The 17,421-nt window shown below is 72.5% G+C and carries 16 protein-coding genes; 4 read left to right on the forward strand and 12 right to left on the reverse strand.

Annotated elements, in window-relative coordinates; translation table 11 throughout:
• The first annotated feature begins 325 nt into the window (after positions 1–325).
• Positions 326–511, forward strand: a complete 186-nt coding sequence (locus LTT61_RS08400; protein WP_233019359.1) for a hypothetical protein — start codon at positions 326–328, stop codon at positions 509–511.
• Between the two features lie 63 nt (positions 512–574).
• Here LTT61_RS08400 and pdxS read toward each other — a convergent pair whose 3' ends face one another.
• The 10 genes from pdxS to LTT61_RS08450 all read right to left on the reverse strand — a co-directional run bounded on the left by pdxS (position 575) and on the right by LTT61_RS08450 (position 12,047).
• Positions 575–1,477 carry a pyridoxal 5'-phosphate synthase lyase subunit PdxS gene (gene pdxS / locus LTT61_RS08405; protein WP_269821865.1) on the reverse strand — a complete coding sequence of 301 codons (903 nt, stop codon included), beginning with the start codon at positions 1,475–1,477 and terminating at the stop codon, positions 575–577.
• A gap of 357 nt (positions 1,478–1,834) precedes the next feature.
• Positions 1,835–2,878 carry an NUDIX hydrolase gene (locus LTT61_RS08410; protein ID WP_233020923.1) on the reverse strand — a complete coding sequence of 348 codons (1,044 nt, stop codon included), beginning with the start codon at positions 2,876–2,878 and terminating at the stop codon, positions 1,835–1,837.
• Entirely contained in the window at positions 2,878–4,002 is a 1,125-nt protein-coding gene (locus tag LTT61_RS08415; protein ID WP_233019361.1) for a glycosyltransferase family 4 protein, read from the reverse strand. The genes LTT61_RS08410 and LTT61_RS08415 overlap by 1 nt, the downstream gene beginning before the upstream one ends.
• The gene (locus LTT61_RS08420; RefSeq protein ID WP_233019362.1) at positions 3,999–4,949 is read right to left on the reverse strand and encodes a phosphatidylinositol mannoside acyltransferase; all 951 of its coding nucleotides are present in this window, start codon (positions 4,947–4,949) and stop codon (positions 3,999–4,001) included. Before LTT61_RS08420 ends, LTT61_RS08415 begins: the two co-directional genes overlap by 4 nt.
• Before the next feature lie 58 nt (positions 4,950–5,007).
• The gene (gene pgsA, locus LTT61_RS08425; RefSeq protein ID WP_269821866.1) at positions 5,008–5,673 is read right to left on the reverse strand and encodes a phosphatidylinositol phosphate synthase; all 666 of its coding nucleotides are present in this window, start codon (positions 5,671–5,673) and stop codon (positions 5,008–5,010) included.
• A gap of 1 nt (position 5,674) precedes the next feature.
• The gene (locus tag LTT61_RS08430) at positions 5,675–6,244 is read right to left on the reverse strand and encodes an HIT family protein (RefSeq protein WP_233019364.1); all 570 of its coding nucleotides are present in this window, start codon (positions 6,242–6,244) and stop codon (positions 5,675–5,677) included.
• Positions 6,245–6,315: 71 nt separating this feature from the next.
• Positions 6,316–8,370 carry a threonine--tRNA ligase gene (thrS, locus tag LTT61_RS08435; protein WP_233019365.1) on the reverse strand — a complete coding sequence of 685 codons (2,055 nt, stop codon included), beginning with the start codon at positions 8,368–8,370 and terminating at the stop codon, positions 6,316–6,318.
• A 158-nt stretch (positions 8,371–8,528) separates the two neighbouring features.
• Positions 8,529–9,149, reverse strand: a complete 621-nt coding sequence (locus tag LTT61_RS08440) for a (2Fe-2S)-binding protein (protein WP_233019366.1) — start codon at positions 9,147–9,149, stop codon at positions 8,529–8,531.
• Positions 9,146–9,508 carry a TIGR02611 family protein gene (locus LTT61_RS08445; RefSeq protein ID WP_233020924.1) on the reverse strand — a complete coding sequence of 121 codons (363 nt, stop codon included), beginning with the start codon at positions 9,506–9,508 and terminating at the stop codon, positions 9,146–9,148. The genes LTT61_RS08440 and LTT61_RS08445 overlap by 4 nt, the downstream gene beginning before the upstream one ends.
• 331 nt (positions 9,509–9,839) lie before the next feature.
• A complete protein-coding gene (locus LTT61_RS08450) occupies positions 9,840–12,047 on the reverse strand; it encodes a solute carrier family 23 protein (protein WP_233019367.1) in 2,208 nt (735 codons plus the stop codon).
• A gap of 587 nt (positions 12,048–12,634) precedes the next feature.
• Between LTT61_RS08450 and LTT61_RS08455 the strand changes: the two genes are divergently transcribed.
• Positions 12,635–12,982, forward strand: a complete 348-nt coding sequence (locus tag LTT61_RS08455; RefSeq protein WP_233019368.1) for a hypothetical protein — start codon at positions 12,635–12,637, stop codon at positions 12,980–12,982.
• A gap of 10 nt (positions 12,983–12,992) precedes the next feature.
• Here the strand turns inward: LTT61_RS08455 and LTT61_RS08460 are convergent, their stop codons facing one another.
• Positions 12,993–13,727 carry a MerR family transcriptional regulator gene (locus LTT61_RS08460; RefSeq protein ID WP_269821867.1) on the reverse strand — a complete coding sequence of 245 codons (735 nt, stop codon included), beginning with the start codon at positions 13,725–13,727 and terminating at the stop codon, positions 12,993–12,995.
• A gap of 300 nt (positions 13,728–14,027) precedes the next feature.
• Here LTT61_RS08460 and LTT61_RS08465 point away from each other — a divergent pair, with 300 nt between their 5' ends.
• Complete coding sequence (locus LTT61_RS08465) at positions 14,028–14,531, forward strand: hypothetical protein (protein WP_233019370.1); 504 nt, start codon at positions 14,028–14,030, stop codon at positions 14,529–14,531.
• A gap of 8 nt (positions 14,532–14,539) precedes the next feature.
• Complete coding sequence (locus tag LTT61_RS08470) at positions 14,540–14,896, forward strand: DUF1707 SHOCT-like domain-containing protein (protein WP_233019371.1); 357 nt, start codon at positions 14,540–14,542, stop codon at positions 14,894–14,896.
• Between the two features lie 31 nt (positions 14,897–14,927).
• Here LTT61_RS08470 and LTT61_RS08475 read toward each other — a convergent pair whose 3' ends face one another.
• The gene (locus LTT61_RS08475) at positions 14,928–17,345 is read right to left on the reverse strand and encodes a serine/threonine-protein kinase (RefSeq protein ID WP_233019372.1); all 2,418 of its coding nucleotides are present in this window, start codon (positions 17,343–17,345) and stop codon (positions 14,928–14,930) included.
• Between the last annotated feature and the right edge of the window lie 76 nt (positions 17,346–17,421).

Below are 17,421 nucleotides of genomic sequence, written 5' to 3' on the forward strand. Positions count from 1 at the left end.
CCGTTGAACGATCACGTCTTCCCCCACGCGCTCGGAGCCTCTCGGTGAAATCGTCTCCACCAGTTCCCCTACGGCACGCCGCATCGGCGAACGGTCCCCCTGCTCGCAACGATGCTTCGTTGTTTCACGACCACGATAGGCCAAGGAGAGGGGCGGTAGACGAGCGATGGCTGGATTGCGGATTCGATCCCGATCATCTGACACCACAGGCTGCCGCGCTGATACTCCACCTTCATCAACACAGCCCCGCCCGCGAGTGCCTGCCGGGAATCGCGGCGCTGGCCTGCCTATCCGAACCGGCCGCCGGAGATGAATGGGAGTAGCCGTGGACAGGCACATACGGATCGAGTACGCGGCCGGGGCGACCTTCGACTACCGCGTCAGCGCCACCGCGGCCGAGCTGCTCGAGAGCAGCCTCCGCGACTGGGCGCCGGACGCCGAGATCACCATCGACGATCAGATCACCGACGAGCTGGCCATGATCCCCTGCGCAACCCTGTGGGAGCCGTGATGCTGAAACGACTGCCGCCCGGCACCTTTCGGTACCGGGCGGCAGATCGTTGTGCGGAGAAGATCACCAACCGCGCTCGGCGAGGCGGTGGGGCTCGGGGATCTCCTCGACGTTGATGCCGACCATCGCCTCGCCCAACCCGCGCGACACCTTGGCCAGCACGTCCGGATCGTCGTAGAAGGTGGTCGCCTTGACGATCGCCTCGGCGCGCTGAGCGGGGTTGCCGGACTTGAAGATTCCGGAGCCCACGAACACGCCTTCGGCGCCGAGCTGCATCATCATGGCGGCGTCGGCGGGGGTGGCGATGCCGCCCGCGGTGAAGAGCACGACCGGGAGCTTGCCGGTCTCGGCGACCTCGCGGACCAGCTCGTAGGGCGCCTGAAGCTCCTTGGCGGCGACGAAGAGCTCGTCTTCGGGCAGGGAGGAGAGGCGGCGGAGCTCCTGGCGGATCTTGCGCATGTGGGTGGTGGCGTTGGAGACGTCACCGGTTCCGGCCTCGCCCTTGGAGCGGATCATGGCCGCGCCCTCGGTGATCCGGCGCAGCGCCTCGCCGAGGTTGGTGGCGCCGCAGACGAAGGGGATGGTGAACTTCCACTTGTCGATGTGGTTGGCGTAGTCGGCGGGGGTGAGCACCTCGGACTCGTCGATGTAGTCGACGCCGAGGCTCTGCAGGATCTGCGCCTCCACGAAGTGGCCGATCCTGGCCTTGGCCATCACCGGGATGGAGACGGCGGCGATGATGCCCTCGACCATGTCGGGGTCGCTCATCCGGGAGACGCCGCCCTGCGCGCGGATGTCGGCGGGGACCCGCTCCAGCGCCATCACCGCGACGGCGCCCGCGTCCTCGGCGATCTTCGCCTGGTCGGGGGTGACGACATCCATGATCACCCCGCCCTTGAGCATCTCGGCCATGCCGCGCTTGACGCGGGCGGTACCGGTGGTCGGGGTGGGTTCGGGGGTGGTCACGGCAAACTCCTGGGTCATGTGCGCCAATCGATCGGGGGGACGCTCCCGATTCTAGGCGTGCCAGGCAGGCCACTTGATAGCCAGTCCGGCACCACTGGTCTGGTACCGGACCGACACTTACAGCAACCCCGCCGCGATCGTGACGACCGTTACAGCGGAGCGACGACCAGCAGTTCGGCCCAGTACGTCGCGGCGGCCGGGCCGATCAGCGGCGTCAGGAAATCGAACAGCAGATACGACATGTGCTACCTCCACCTCTGCGCGCCCCCGAATGACGCGCGTCCGTTCAGGGGTACCCGACCCCGGGAGCCGAGCACCCCACTGCCCCTCGATTGTGCAGCAGATCACAGGAATGTTTCAGCGGATCGAGCGCACCTCTGGCTCGTCCCCGCCGTCGGCGACGGCCGATGCCTCGGCGAGCAACTCGTCCAACTGGTACGGGTAGACGACCTCGCCGGAGCGGTCCAGTGCCACGATGTCGTCGGGGGCACACCACTTGTTGCCGGAGATCGAGCGGCGCTCGACGAAGGTGGGCGAGGCCGGGTTCGGCTCGAATGCGGGCACCCGGAGCACGAAGAAGAGCTCCTCGGCGCGGATGAGTTCGCCGTCGAACGGGAAGACCGCGACCCGGCGCCAGATCGGGCCGCGCAGCGCGGCGGGGTCGGCGACCTGCCCGGTCTCCTCGTGCAGCTCGCGCACGGCGGCCTGGCGCAGCGTCTCCCCCGGCTCGACGCTGCCGCCGATGGTGAACCAGAACGCGGTCTCCGGGGTCTTCGGGTCGGAGCCGCGCATGAGCAGCACCCGGCCGGAGTGGTCGAGCAGCACCACCCGGGCGGAGGTGCGGCTGGTGTCGACGGCGAGCCCCGTCGACGCGGCCGGCGTGGTGCGCTCGGGGATCTCGAAGTAGGTGGGCGGCGGCGCGGTGCCGCCGAGGTGCAGCCAGCGCACGGGCCGCCTGGTGCGCAGCGCGAGGGTGTCGCGCACGGCGTCGTTGTGGAAGCGGCGGGCGATCAGCACCCTGGCCTCGGCGTCGGCCAGCTCGGAGATGAGCTGCGGGCGCAGGTGCTCGATGTCGATGGCGGCGAGCGCGGCGCCGAGCCGGTTCTCCGCCACCTCCCGCTCGGCGCGCTCGGCGCGCTCGGCGCGGCCCGCCAGCGCGGTGAGCCTGCGCGCCTGCTCGGTGCGGGCCGGGTCGGAGACCGGGCCGGCGATGGCGAGCGCCACCGCCCGCGCGACCACCGCCCGCCGCGCCAGCGCGGATTCCAGTGCGGCCCAGGACTGGTCGTTGCGCACGTGCAGCCGGTCCAGCCGATTGGCGGTGGCGTAGGCCCAGAGCGCCAGCGCGGCCAGGGCGGCCCCGATGATGGCGAGGACCAGGACCGTGGTGGCGGAGAAGGTGATCATCCGGCGGCCCGCACACCCTCGTCGCCGACGGTGACGGTCTCGTACACCCGCAGGATCTGCTCGGCCACCACCGGCCAGTCGTACTCGCCGACCACCCTGGTCGCGGTCCGCACGAGCTCGTCGCGGCGACCGGCGTCGGCGAGCAGGCCGCCGAGCGCGGCGCCGAGCGCGGCGGCGTCGCCGATCGGGACGAGCACGCCTGCCGCGCCGTCGCGCAGCACCCGGCGGAAGGCGTCCAGCTCGCTGGCGACCACCGCGGTGCCCGCCGCCATGGCCTCGATCAGGATGATGCCGAAGCTCTCGCCGCCCAGGTTCGGCGCCACGTAGACGTCGGCGCTGCGCATGGCGGCGGCCTTCTCGGCGTCCGAGACCTGGCCGAGGCAGTGCAGCCGGTCGGCGTGCGGCCCGGCCTCGCGGCGCAGCCGCTCCTCGTCACCGCGCCCGACCACCAGGATCCGCACGTCGGGGTGCCGGGCCACCAGGGCGGGGAGCGCGGCGAGCAGCACGGCCATGCCCTTGCGCGGCTCGTCGTAGCGGCCGAGGAAGAGCACGGTGCCGCCGGGGCGCGGGTAGCCGGGCAGCATCGGCGCGCGGGCGAAGGCCTGCACGTCGACCCCGTTCGGGATCTCCACCGCGTCCGAGCCGAGCGCCTCCACCTGCCAGCGCCGAGCCAGCTCGGAGACGGCGATGCGGCCGGTGATCTTCTCGTGGTAGGGCCGCAGCACGCCCTGGAAAGTACTGAGGACCAGCGATTTCGTGGTGGAGGTGTGGAAGGTGGCGACGATCGGCCCCTCGGCGATCTTCAGCGCGAGCATGGAGAGGCTCGGCGCGTTCGGCTCGTGGATGTGCAGCACGTCGAAGTCGCCGGTCTCGATCCAGCGCCGGATCCGGGCGTAGGCCATCGGGCCGAAGGCGAGCCGGGCGACCGAGCCGTTGTACGGGATGGCGACGGCGCGGCCGGCCGAGACCACGAAGTCCGGCAGCTCGGTCTCGTCGGCGGCGGGGGCGAGCACGCTCACCCGGTGGCCGCGCTCGATCAGCACCCTGGCCAGCTCGACGACGTGCGCCTGCACGCCGCCGGGGACGTCGAACGAGTACGGGCAGACCATCCCGATCCTCATTCGCCCGCCTCGACGTGTCGCTCGTCCGCCCGCGCGGCCTCGATCAGCGCGCGCCTGCGGTCGGAGAGGTCGCCCTCCCAGAGTGGCTGCAGCATGTGCCAGTCGGCGGGGTGCTCGGCGATGCCGGTGGCGAAGGAGTCGGCGAGGGCCTGGGTGGCGGCGGCGACGCCTGCCCGGGTGTCGATGGCGGCGCCGACGCGCAGCCCCCATGCCTCGGTGCCGTCCTCGGTCTCGCGGAACCAGAGGTGCACCGGGAGCAGCGCGGCGCCGGTCTCGACGGCGAGCGCGGCGGGGCCGCCCGGCATCCAGGTGCGCTCGCCGAAGAAGGTGACCGGGACGCCGCGGCCGGTGAGGTCGCGCTCGCCGAGCAGGCAGACGATGCCGTTGGCCCGCAGGCGGGCGGCGAGGGTGCGGAACGGGGGCTCTTCGCCGCCGGTGAGCGGGAAGATCTCGAAGCCGAGGCTCTCCCGGTACGCCACGAACCGCTCGAAGAGGGATTCCGGTTTCAGCCGCTCCATGACGGTGGAGAGGCCGCCGTAGTTCTGCACCAGCCAGACTCCGGCCATGTCCCAGTTGCCGGAGTGCGGGAGGACCAGCAGCAGGCCCTTGCCGCGGGCCAGCGCGGCGTCGATGTTCTCGCGGCCGGCGACCGGGAGCAGCGGGGAGCGGCCGAGTGCGGCGTGGTCCATGGTCGGGAGCCGGAATGCCTCGCGCCAGTAGCGGGCGTAGGAGCGGAGGGAGTCACGGATCAGCGTGTCCGGGACCGCGTCGGGGGCGACGCCGAGGACGCGGGCGAGGTTGCGGCGCAGCTGGTCCGGGCCGCCGTTGCGGGCGCCGCGGTCGGCGCCGATGCGAAAGGCGCTGCGCGCCACGCCCTCCGGCAGGGCCCGGACGACACGCCAGCCCGCGGCGTAGCCGAGCGCGGCTGCCCGCTCCCCGAAACTCATGCGACGACCCCGGCGCGGTGCCGATCCGTGCGCACGGCGCACGCGGCGCGGCGCGCGCTCATCCGGCTTCCGGCGCGGGTGCGGCGGGCGGGAGCAGGTCGCGGGCGCCGGGTGAGTTGCGCACCGCGAGCACCCGCTGGAACACCGTGACGATGCTGAGCACGGCGAGGATCCACATGGCGACGTGCACCGCCCACGTGAGCCACTCGATGCCCCAGTACCCGGCCATCCCGGTGAGCCCGGCGCCGACCAGCACGATGATCAGCCGGTCCGGCCGCTCGATCAGCCCGCCGTCGGCGGAGAGCCCGCTCGCCTCGGCGCGCGCCTTGGCGTAGGAGATGACCTGCGAGGTCACCAGCACCACGAGCGTCGCGGCGAACAGCAGCCTGCTGTTCTCGTGGAACACCGCCCACCAGGCCAGCCCGCCGAAGATGGCGCCGTCGGCGACCCGGTCGCAGGTGGCGTCGAGCACCGCCCCGTACCTGGTGCCGCCGCCGCGCGCCCTGGCCATGGCGCCGTCCAGCATGTCGAACATGACGAACAGCCAGATCACGATGGTGCCCCAGAACAGGTGCCCGGCCGGGAAGAGCGTGACCGCCGCCGCGATGGTGGCCGCGGTGCCGATCAGCGTCACCGCGTCCGGGGTGAGCCCGGTGGTCACCAGGGCGCGGCCGAGCGGTGCGGTGGCCTTGGCGAAGGTCGCGCGGCCGAAGAAGCTCAGCACCTCACTCGACATCCTTCGCGGCGGGCTCGGGGTTCTTCCAGGCGTCGGCGAGCAGCGCCCTGGTGTCGCGCAGCAGCTGCGGCATGACCTTGGCGCCGCCGATGACGGTGATGAAGTTGGCGTCGCCGCCCCAGCGCGGGACGACGTGCTGGTGCAGGTGGTCGGCGAGCGAACCGCCCGCGACTCCGCCCAGGTTCAGCCCGACGTTGAAGCCGTGCGGGGAGGAGACCCGCTTCATCGTGCGGATCGCCTCCTGGGTGAAGGCCATGAGCTCGGCGGCCTCCGCGTCGGTGAGGTCCTCCAGCTTGGCGACCCTGCGGTACGGCACCACCATGAGGTGGCCGGGGTTGTACGGGTACAGGTTGAGCACCGCGTAGACGAGTTCGCCGCGCGCGATGACCAAGCCGTCCTCGTCGGTCATCAGCGGGATGTCGGTGAAGGGGTGGCCCGTGGAGCCCACCTTCGGCTCCGCCGTGGCGGCCTCGGCGATGTAGGACATGCGGTACGGGGTCCACAGCCGCTGGAGCCGATCCGGCTCCCCCGCCCCCCGGACCACGAACTCCTCCCTCATGCCCTGCCCATCCGGCCTGAGCGAGGGTCCTCCGTGGCTACGCTCCGCTCCCGCCTCCGGGCCTGACCCGCTCATGCCCCTGCCTTCCGGACCTCGAACCCGTCCGCACTCGGCGACGCGTTCTCGCGCGCGGCGATCCAGGCGAGGATGGTGGCGACGGCGTCGTCCACCGGGACCCCGTTCACCTGGCTGCCGTCGCGGAAGCGGAAGCTCACCGCGCCCGCGGTGACGTCGCGCTCGCCCGCCAGCAGCATGAACGGCACCTTCTGCGCGGTGTGGTTGAAGATCTTCTTCTGCATCCGGTCGTCGGTGCGGTCCACCTGGGCCCTGATCCCGGCGTCGCGCAGCCGCTCGACCACCCCGTCCAGGTGCTCGGCGAAGGCGTCCGCCACCGGGATGCCGACCACCTGCACCGGCGCCAGCCAGGCCGGGAAGGCGCCGGCGTAGTGCTCGGTGAGCACGCCGAAGAACCGCTCGATCGAGCCGAAGAGCGCGCGGTGGATCATCACCGGCCGCTGCTTGCTGCCGTCGGCCGCGGTGTACTCCAGCTGGAACCGCTCGGGCAGGTTGAAGTCGAGCTGGATGGTCGACATCTGCCAGGTGCGGCCCAGCGCGTCCTTCGCCTGCACCGAGATCTTCGGGCCGTAGAAGGCGGCGCCGCCCGGGTCGGGCACCAGGTCGAGCCCGGAGGCCGCGGCGACCTTGGCGAGCGTCTCGGTGGCCTCCTCCCAGATCTCGTCCGAGCCGACGAACTTCACCGGGTCCTTGGTGGAGAGCTCCAGGTAGAAGTCGTCCAGGCCGTAGTCGGCGAGCAGCCCGAGCACGAACTGCAGCGTGCTGGTCAGCTCGGCGTGCATCTGCTCCTTGGTGCAGTAGATGTGCGCGTCGTCCTGGGTCATGCCGCGGACCCGGGTGAGGCCGTGGATCACGCCGGACTTCTCGTACCGGTACACCGACCCGAACTCGAAGAGCCGCAGCGGGAGCTCGCGGTACGAGCGGCCGCGGGAGCGGAAGATCAGGTTGTGCATCGGGCAGTTCATCGGCTTGACGTAGTAGTCCTGGCCGGGCTTGCGGACGGTGCCGTCCTCGTTGTACTCCGCGTCCAGCTGCATGGGCGGGAACATGCCGTCGCGGTACCAGTCCAGGTGGCCGGAGACCTCGAACAGGTGCCCCTTGGTGACGTGCGGGGTGTTCACGAACTCGTACCCGGCCGCGATGTGCCGGGCCCGCGAGTACTCCTCCAGCTCCTTGCGGATGATGCCGCCCCTGGGGTGGAAGACCGGCAGCCCGGAGCCGAGCTCGTCCGGGAAGCTGAAGAGGTCGAGCTCGAGCCCGAGCTTGCGGTGGTCGCGCCGCTCGGCCTCGGCCAGCAGGTGCAGGTGCTGCTCCAGCGCCTCCGGCGATTCCCACGCGGTGCCGTAGACGCGCTGCAACCCCTCGCGGCTCTGGTCGCCGCGCCAGTACGCGGCGGAGCTGCGGGTGAGCTTGAAGGCCGGGATGAACTTGGTGGTCGGGATGTGCGGGCCGCGGCAGAGGTCGCCCCAGAGCCGCTCGCCGGAGCGCGGGTCCAGGTTGTCGTAGATGGTGAGTTCCTTGCCGCCGACCTCCATCACCTCGGGGTCGTCGATGCCGGACTTGTCGGAGATCAGCTCCAGCTTGAACGGCTCGTTCGCCAGCTCGACCCTGGCCTCCTCGACGTCGACCACGCGGCGGGCGAAGCGCTGGGCGCCCTTCACGATCTTCTTCATCCGGGATTCCAGCTTGGCCAGATCCTCCGGGGTGAACGGCCGGTCGACCCGGAAGTCGTAGTAGAAGCCGTCCTTGATCGGCGGGCCGATGCCGAGCTTGGCCTCGGGGAACTCCTGCTGCACCGCCTGGGCCAGCACGTGCGCGGCGGAGTGCCGGATCACGCTGCGGCCCGCCTCGGTGTTCGCGGCGATCGCCTCGACCTCGACGTCGGCCTCGGGGGCCCAGGAGAGATCCTTGAGCCCCTCGGCGTCGCGCACCACCACGATGGTGTCCGGGCCCTTGGTCGGCAGCCCCGCCTCACGCACCGCGGCACCCGCCGTCGTCCCGGCAGGCACCCGGACGTGGGTGGCAGGACTGATCGGGGCTGAGATGGTCACGGCTGAGCTCTCCTCGGCGTCGTCGGGCACGGGCTTTCCCGCCTCGGGGGGCGGATCCCGCGTCGATGCCGGGCACCCGTGTGCTCCGGCGCTGCCATGCTATCGGCACCGCCGGGCGGATGCGCCGACGGACACCGCCGCCGTGGGTTCGCCGGGAGTCAGTTCCCGGTGGTCAGTGCCGTCAGCAGCTGCTCGCGCTCGGCGGCGGGGCGCTTGGGGCAGCTGGTGCACATGGCGCAGCCGGGGGCTTCGAAGACCAGGCAGCAGGAGATCCGCTTGACGAAGGTGCGGCCCGCGACCTCCTGGAAGCGGGGTTTCGGCAGCTTGCCGCCGACGTCGTGCGCCAGCGCGGGGGCGATCGCGGGGGTGCCGGCATCGATGGCCCGGTTGCCGATGGCGTCGGCGACCACCGCCCAGAGTGCGGGGATGCCCGCACCCGATGCCTGGGCGACGGTGGCGATGACCGAGGCCAGGCTGGCGCGCAGCGCGTGGGCGGCCGCGCGGGGGTCCGGCGCGGGATCGTCGGCGAGCGAGATCGTCTCGATGCCGCCGTCGGCGCGCACCGGGCAGCTGATCCGGTCCAGCTCGACCGTTGGCACCGCCGACCGCGCGGCATAGGCCCCGACCACGGGCTGCACCAGGGCCGAGGCGACCATGCACCACCACAGCGTGCCCGCGGCGCGGCAGGAGTCGGTGCCCCAGTTCCTGCCCATCTCCGCGATCCGCGCGGTGACCCACGCGGGGTCGCGCAGCGCGGCGCCGCCGACCGTCTCCGTCACTTCAGGGGACTGCGCAACCATGGCCATTCCACTCCGATCCAGCCGCCGACCAGCGAGAACGTATTCAGCACCCACAGCGTCGCGACGACGAGAAGGAAGGTACCGAGCGCCGCGAGCGCGCGCACCAGCGGGCCGCGCGCCGAGAACCATGCCATGAATTGCCGGTACCGCCCGCGAAGCCACCGCAGGACACGCTGGGCCCAGGCGAATTCGCTGGCCAGGATGCCGAGCCCGGCGAAGACGAGGGCCCAGCCCGGCCCCGGGTAGGGAATCGCGACGATGCCGATCGCGAGCACCGCGACCCCGGCCAGCGCGACCAGGATCCGGTAGCCGAACTCGACCCCGCGGCGCTCCGCGATCCGGCGCCGCCAGGCGTACTTGTGCTCGCGCCCGGCGCGCGCCTCGGGGGATTCGTCGGGCGGCGCGGGGGTTCCGGCGCGCTCCGCGGGGGTTCCGGCGGGCGGCGCTGGCGCGACGGGGTCCGGCTCGATGGTCACCAGCCCAGCGTACGAGCCGTCCGGGCGCGGCAGCGCGAACGCGCCCATTCGGCGGGCCGACCACCGCGGCTCGCCCGCTCAGCGGGCCGGGCCGCCACAGCCCGCCGACTCGGCGGGCCGGTCACAGCGGCGAACCCATTCGGCGGGCCGGACGACCCCGGCCCGCCCGGACGGCCCCGGGCGGGCCGCGGTGTCACACCGGTTCGAGCACGCGCCGCTGCCCGCGCTCGTCGATCTGCGCGATCCCGTCCACGGTCACCTCGACCACCCGCGCGCTGGCGATGTCGAAGAACAGCCCGGTGACCGTGGCGCCGTGTTCGCGCACGGCCGGGTGCGCGCGCAGCGTCTCCAGCTGCACGGCCACGTTCACCATGCTGAGCTGGTCGACCTCGCCGAAGCCTGCCGCGCGGGCGGCGAGCGCGACCGGGTGGCCGCGCCGGAACCGCTCCAGGCTGGGCGCGGCGTGCGCCAGCCAGGCGTCGATCTCCGGCCCGGCCGCCGCGCCGGAGTGCAGCGCCTTCATGGCCCCGCAGGACGAGTGGCCGCAGACCACGACGCTGCGCACGTCCAGCTCGGCCAGCGCGAAGAGCAGCGCCGCCTGCACCGACGGGTCGCCGGAGACCGGGACCAGATTGCCGACGTTGCGCACGGTGAACAGGTCACCGGGGCCGCTGTTGGTGATGACGTTCGGCACGATCCGGGAGTCGGCGCAGGTGAGGAAGAAGGAATCCGGGTCCTGCCGGTCGCGCAGCTCGTCCAGGTGCGGCCGCACCACGTGCGCGTGGCTGCGGTGGTAGGCCGCGACCCCCGCGGTCACCCTGTCGCCCTGTACCTCCTCGCTGCGCCACGGCCCGAGGAGGTCGTCCCAGATGGCGCGGCCCATGCCGCGGGCGGGCGGCCCCGCGGTGGCGTCGGCCATCCGCGCGCTGCCGATCTCGACGAAGTGCACCGAGCCGCCGCCGTTCTCCTGCTGGCGCACCCACTCCTCCAGCGCCTCGAAGGCGGCGTGGTCGAGGAAGTCGACGGTCATCTCCACCGTGACGTCGGCGCCGGCGGGCACCTTGCCCAGCTCGCCGGTGAGCCGCGGCAGCGCCAGGAAGGTGCAGGAGCCGTCGATCCGCACCACCCACTGCTCGGAGCCGGGCACCCGCTCGGCGTGCACGTGGATCCGGACCACCCGCCAGAGCAGCAGCGCGAAGGCGAGCGCGAGCCCGATGAGTACCCCCTCCAACAGGTTCAGGAAGACGACGCCGAGGATGGTGGAGGCGTAGATCAGCAGGTCGCCGGTGCGCTTGGCGAGCTTGATGTGCGCGAGCTTGACCAGCTGGATGCCGATCACGATGAGCAGCCCGGCCAGCGCGGCGAGCGGGATCTGCTGCACCAGCGAGGCGAGCACGACCGAGAAGACGAGCAGCCAGACGCCGTGCAGGATCGCCGAGGCCCGGCTGCGCGCGCCCGCGGCGACGTTGGTCGCGCTGCGCACGATGACACCGGTCACCGGCAGCCCGCCCGCCAGGCCGGAGAGCACGTTCGCCGCGCCCTGGCCGATCAGCTCGCGGTCGAAGTCGGTGCGCTTGCCGTCGTGCATCTTGTCGATGGCGACCGCGGAGAGCAGGCTCTCCACGCTGGCGATCAGCGCGATGGTGAGCACCATGAGCGCGACCGCCGCCCAGCCGCCGTCCGGGATCCGCGGCAGCGCGACGGCGTCGAAGAGCGAGCCGTTGAGCACGATCCGCTCGACGTCGGTGGGCAGTACCAGGGAGAGCACGGTGGCGACCAGGACGGCCACCAGCGGTCCCGGCACGGCCGCGAGCCGCTTCGGCGCCCGGCGCCAGCCGATCATGATCGCGACCACGACCAGCCCGATGGCGGCGTCCCAGGCGTGCAGGTGCACGATCTGCTGCGGCAGCTGGGTGATGTTGCGCCAGGCGCTGCTCTGCGAGGCGCCGCCGAGCAGCACGTGCACCTGCTGCAGCGCGATGGTCAGGCCGATGCCTGCCAGCATGGCGTGCACGACCACCGGCGCCACCGCGAGCGCGGCGCGCGCCACCCGGCTCAGCCCGAAGACGATCTGCAGCACACCGGCGGCGACCACGATGAAACAGGTGGTGCGCCAGCCGAATTGGTTGATCGACTCGGCGACCACCACGGTCAGCCCGGCCGCGGGGCCGCTGACCTGCAGCACCGCCCCGCCGAGGAGCCCGGCCACGATGCCGCCGATGACCGCGGCGATGAGCCCGGCCTCCACCGGCGCGCCGGAGGCGACCGCGATGCCGAGCGAGAGCGGGAGCGCGACGAGGAACACCACGATGGAGGCGGGAACATCTTGGCGCAGAACGGAATTCATCCGCTCCCGCAGCGCGGGGCGGCCGGGTGGAGCCAGGTCGTTCTCGATTGCCATGTCTTCTCCTTCGCCGACCCGGGCACAGCCGGGGTCGGTTGACGATCACGAAATCCGACAGGGAGCACAGACCGCGAACCGGCAGTCGCGGTGGGGCGCTGCCCCGGCGCTGCTGCGGGCCGGGGTGCAATGAAAAGCAAGGGTATTGGTAATGACTTAGCAAAGCCTGAGAACTCCGCTGCCGGGCGGATTGCTACGCAGCCGTTCTGAAACCCTTGCGCTTCAACATTTCTCGCCCGTCGGGCGGAGACGCGGGGCGACGTCGGTGTCGGTGAACATATTTCTCCTTCGCCGGGGCCGGACCCCGGTTCATCGGCGGAACATGTGCGGCATCGAACGCGCCGCGCGGGAGCGCGGCGCCCTTGGTACGTGACCGTGACGCTGAGGTCGCCTCAATAGTAAAGATCAACCAAAGCATGTGGAAAGTCCCAGGTCGGACGAATGGCGCACACAATCAACCTGTGACCGTCCACATGGTGTGATGCTTCCCAGCAGTGGGAACGGCAGTCCATGCGTTGGCACGTCTTCAACGTACCGTTAGATAACGGCGCACTACAGAGTGTGCACTTATTCGAACGGAGTTCCCGATGACCACCAGTTCGACCACCCGCCGCATTCTCGCCACCCTCGCGCTGACCGGCACCGTCGCCGGCGTCATCGCGGGCGCGGCAGGCACCGCAGGCGCCGCACCGCGGGATTCGCGCTACGGCCGGGACGACACCGGCTGGGACCACATCGACCCGAGGGGCTACCACCACGACTCGGACGACCCGCGCTCGCGGGCCGAGACCAGGGACAACCGCAGGGCCTACTACGCCGACAACTACCCCGGGCAGTCGGTGAACTCCGGCAGCGGCGGCGACAACACCACCTGGTCCCGCTCGGACAACGAGGACGGCTGGACGGTCTGCAAGCCGCAGGCCCGCTACTGCTAGGGGGCGCGGCTCAGGCGCCGGGCAGCGCCTCGTTGAGCTCGGTGTCCTGGGCCAGGTAGCGCGCGGTGTACCGGTTCACCAGCTCGGCGGCGAGCCGGCCCGGCGCGGTCCTGGTGACCTCGGCCCGCTCGGCGAGCTCGGCGACGTCGGCGGCGGTGCGCCCCGATTCCAGGAACGGCTGCCAGGCGGTGCGCTGGAAGAGCTCGACGAAGCGGCGCGAGACGCGCTCGCAATCGCCGCGCAACCGGTCCAGCTCGTCGAGCACGTCGGCGACCGGGACACCGGCGGCGCCGAGCTGCTCGGCGACGGCGATGAGCTGCGGGTCGGCGATCCGGTAGGTGGTGGCGTCCACCGGCTCGTACAGCCCGGCGGCGACCACCCTGGTCAGCCCGTTCGGCACCGCGCGGTACCGCTCGTCGAGGTCGGTGGCGGCGATGGTCTCGCCGGTGCCCGCCGTGGCGCCCTCCAGCTCCTCGGCATCGGAGACCCCGAGCACGTCGCCGAGGTCGTCGCCGCGATCCCACGCCTCCAGCAGCTCTCGGATCCCGTTGAGCTTGATTCCGCGATCCAGCAATCGGCTGATGGTGCGAATTCGGTTCAGGTGCTCCCGGCTGTAGAAACCGGTGCGCCCCTTCACCTGCGGCGGGGGGAGCACGCCGCGCTCGTGGTACACGCGCACGCTGCGAACCGTCGTGTCAGCCGCACGCGCCAGCTCATCGATCGTGTACTCAACACCCGCAGACATGCACTAAGGAAACCATATCCGGCGTGCCTGGCACGGCCCGCCGCGCGTCGCCCCGCCGGGGCGCGGCGCCGGGTTCGTGACACCGCACAACGCCGCGGGCGCCCGGCCGGACATCGCGACCCGTACCCGGTGACCCGGCACGGAACGGGAGGTCTTCCGGCCCTGCGCAAGTCCCGGGCAACCGCAGCGGCGCCCGCGATTCCCAGGATCGGGAAGACGCGGCGCTCGACAGCACAGTTCACCCATGGATAACGTCTCGTTATATAGCGGCAGTATTGCGCCGCGGGAGTGGAGGCTTCGATGTTCACGAGGTTCGCGGCACGGGCGATGGCCGCGTGCGTCGCGGTGGCCGCGGGTGCGATCGGCACCGGGCTCGGCGGCGGTGCGGCGCAGGCCGACGAGGGCATCGCCTGTCTCTGGGCGGGCGTCTCGCACCCCTACCTGTCCGAGGTGGTGGCCGGCGGCTGGAGCTTCGAGTGCGGCTGGGACGGGCTCAGCTCGCACTGGTTCCGCGGCGGGCGGACCGGCGCGCCGAGCACGGTGCCGAATCCGGGCGCGGGCTCGGCGCCGTCCGGCTCGTTCAGCGGCGGCGCGCTGCAGCCGGGGACCGCCTACACCGACTACTGCGTCGGCAGCCAGCTGATCGAGGGCGCCGAGGACGTCTACCAGGTGGTCTGGGGCGCGAGCGGCCCGCCGTTCTGGAAGGCGGCCGGCCCGATCGCGCAGTGGCGCTTCGACACCGGGACCGGGCCGCAGCCCTCCTGGCGCTCCTCCAGCCTGTGCTACGACGGCATGCTGATCTGAGCCGGGCCGTGGCCGCATCCGATTCGCGCGCGGGCGACGCCGACCGCGAGCGCGCGCTGCGCGAGCTCGTCGAGCACCTGGGCTCCGGCAGGCTGAGCCTGCCGGAGTTCGAGGTGCGCAGCGCGGCGGTGCTGGCGGCGGAGAGCAGGGTGGAGCTGGCCGCGTCCTTCGCCGACCTGCCCGCCGGGGTGCCGCCGGGGCCGCCCGGACCGGCGCCGCGCCCCGGGGTGCGGCGGGCGGTGCTCGCCACCGCGCTCACCTGCCTGGCGCTGCTGCTGACCGCACTCACCGGTCAGTGGGCCTGGCTGCTCGGGCTACTCGCCGTCCCGCTGCTGCTCCGCCCGGTACTCGCGCGGCCGGGCTAGACCTTCCAGCGCCGCAACGACCGCCGCCGGGCTAGAACCGGGTCCGGGGCCGGACGTAGTTCGCCAGGTCGACGAGGCGGTACCGGTGCAGCCGCTGCGGGGCGCCGCGGGCGAGCGCGCGCAGCGCCGTCTCCAGCCCCGCGCGCAGCCCGGGGCGGGTGAACGGGGTACCGAGGATGGTGCTGTCCGCCCGCACCGCGCGCGGCTGGGCGTCCAGCGACTGCAGCGCGGCGCCGAGCACGACGATCCGCAGCTGCAGCGCGCGCGGCTCGTCCGGCGCGGCCTCCAGCCTGGCCGCCGCCTCGGCCAGATCGGCCTCGGTGATCTCGGCGGCCGGGCGCGAGACCAGCAGCAGGCACCCGGTGAGCCGGGCGATGCCGTGGTAGCGCGAGGCATCGGGCACCTGGTCCAGGATCTCGACGGCCTCCGGCACCCGCTGCTCGGCGCCGAGCAGCCTGGCCAGCCCGAAGGCCGCGCTCACCGCGCCGCGGTCGGTGCGCCACACGGTGCGGTAGTACTCGATCGCCGCCGCGCTCCAGCGCTCCCCCGCCTCGGGCTCGCCCAGTGCCAGCTCGGCGGTGGCGGCCAGCGCGAGCTGCGGCGCCAGCTCCCCGGGGACCATGGTGTGCACCCGGTCGAAGTGCTCGTACGCGGTGCGGTGCTCGCCGTCGAGCAGCGCGGCGATCGCGCTGTACCACTCGATCCGCCAGTCGCCGCCGTACCGCGGCCGCAGCTCGGCGAGGCGCGCGCGGGCCTGCCCGACGTCGCCGAGGTCGAGGTGCGCGCGGACGACGGTGAGCGTGCCCTCCAGCTCGAAGGTCGCCGGCTCCGGGATGGTGCCGGCGACGATCCGGTCGGCGGCGCGGCGCAGCGAGTCCAGCGCGTGGATCGGGTCGGCGTGCGGCAGCGTGGAGAGCAGCTCGGCGCTCGGGTCCTCGCTGTCGACCAGCGGCACCGGCAGCGCGGCGACCACGCTCGGGGCGTCCAGGGTCGGCAGCCGGTGCCTGCCGTCGGCCATGCCGTCGGTCTGGCCGATCAGGGTCTCGATGCCGAAGGCGCCGCGCATCGAGCCGAACTCGGCCGACGACTGCGGGTGCTCCAGCTCGGTGTCGGTGGCGAGCACCATCCGGAGCACCCCGGCGAGCTGGCAGTGCAGCGCGTAGGCCGAGGGGAAGCGGCGCGCCGGGTCCGGGTCGGTGGCGCGGACGAGGAGCCTGCGCAGCGCCGGGTAGCGGCCGAGCAGCGGCACCTCGGCGGCGTCCGGGATGCCGGTGCGGTAGTGGCCGTGCTCGTCCTTGGGCAGCTCCAGCACCAGCGCGGCCAGCGTGCGGCCGACGGTGTGGATGTCGGAGGCGACGGTCGGGCCGGTCTCGGTGACCTCGGGGGCCTGGTAGCCGGGGGTGCCGTAGATGCTGCCGTAGGACTCGACGGCGGCCACCGCGCCCAGGTCGATCAGCTTGACCTCGTCCGCGCTGACCATGATGTTGTCCGGCTTCAGGTCGTTGTAGGCGAGCCCGGAGGAGTGCAGGTAGTCGAGCGCGGGCAGGATCTCCATCAGGTAGGCGATCGCGTCGGCGACCGGGAGCCGCTCCGGCGCGGCCAGGTCGAGCAGCGTCTTCAGGGAGCGGCCGCCGACGTACTCCATGACGATGTAGCCGTCCGGGGTCTCCCGGACCGAGCGGTGCTTCACGAAGTTGTAGATCTTGACGATGCTCGGGTACGCCACCTCGGAGAGGAACTGCCGCTCGGCGAGCGCGACCACGTGCGCCTCGAAGTCGAGCGGGTTCTGCAGCCCCTTGAGCACCACCCAGCGGTCGCTCACGTTCCGGTCGATGGCGAGGTAGATCCAGCCGAGGCCGCCGTGCGCGAGGCAGCCCTGCACCTCGTACTGCCCGGCCACCATCTCCCCCGCGGCCAGCGCGGGGCGGAAGTTGAACGGCGAGCGGCAGCGGGCGCACTCCCCCGCCACCGGACCCGGCTCGCCGCCGGTGCCGCGGCCCACCGGATGCTGGCACTTCCAGCAGTGCCGCTTGTGCTCGGCCACCTCCGGGTTCGGCAGCACCGCGCCGCGCGGGTCGAGCGGGCTCACCTGGGGCATGGAGACCAGGCCGGCGCCGAGCCTGCGGGTGCCGGGACGCGATCGCGCGCTGCCGCCGGAGCCGGGCTGGGTGCCGGCGCCGAGCGCCGCGAAAAGGGCTGCGGCGGTGTCCATCTGTTCGGCACCGGAGTCCGGCTCGGTGCCGGGCTCCGCTCCGGTTCCCGGGTCCGGCTCGGTGCCGCGCTCGGCCGTGCGGTCGGCGACGGCGGTACCGCCCGGCCGCGCCCCCGCGTTCGGGGCGCGCCTGGTCGCCCACGGGTGCCTGGCGCGCCGGGGCAGCTCGGTGCCCCTGATCCGCCTGCTCGACCACGGGTGCGGCAGGGGGCGGTCGGCGTCGGGCTGCTCCGGCATGCGAACCTCTCGGACCCACTCGTTCGGCGCCCCATTGTGATCCACCACCTTTCGTTTCGGGCAACCTCGTATTCCC

Source organism: Nocardia asteroides, assembly GCF_021183625.1.
Classification (GTDB): domain Bacteria; phylum Actinomycetota; class Actinomycetes; order Mycobacteriales; family Mycobacteriaceae; genus Nocardia; species Nocardia asteroides_A.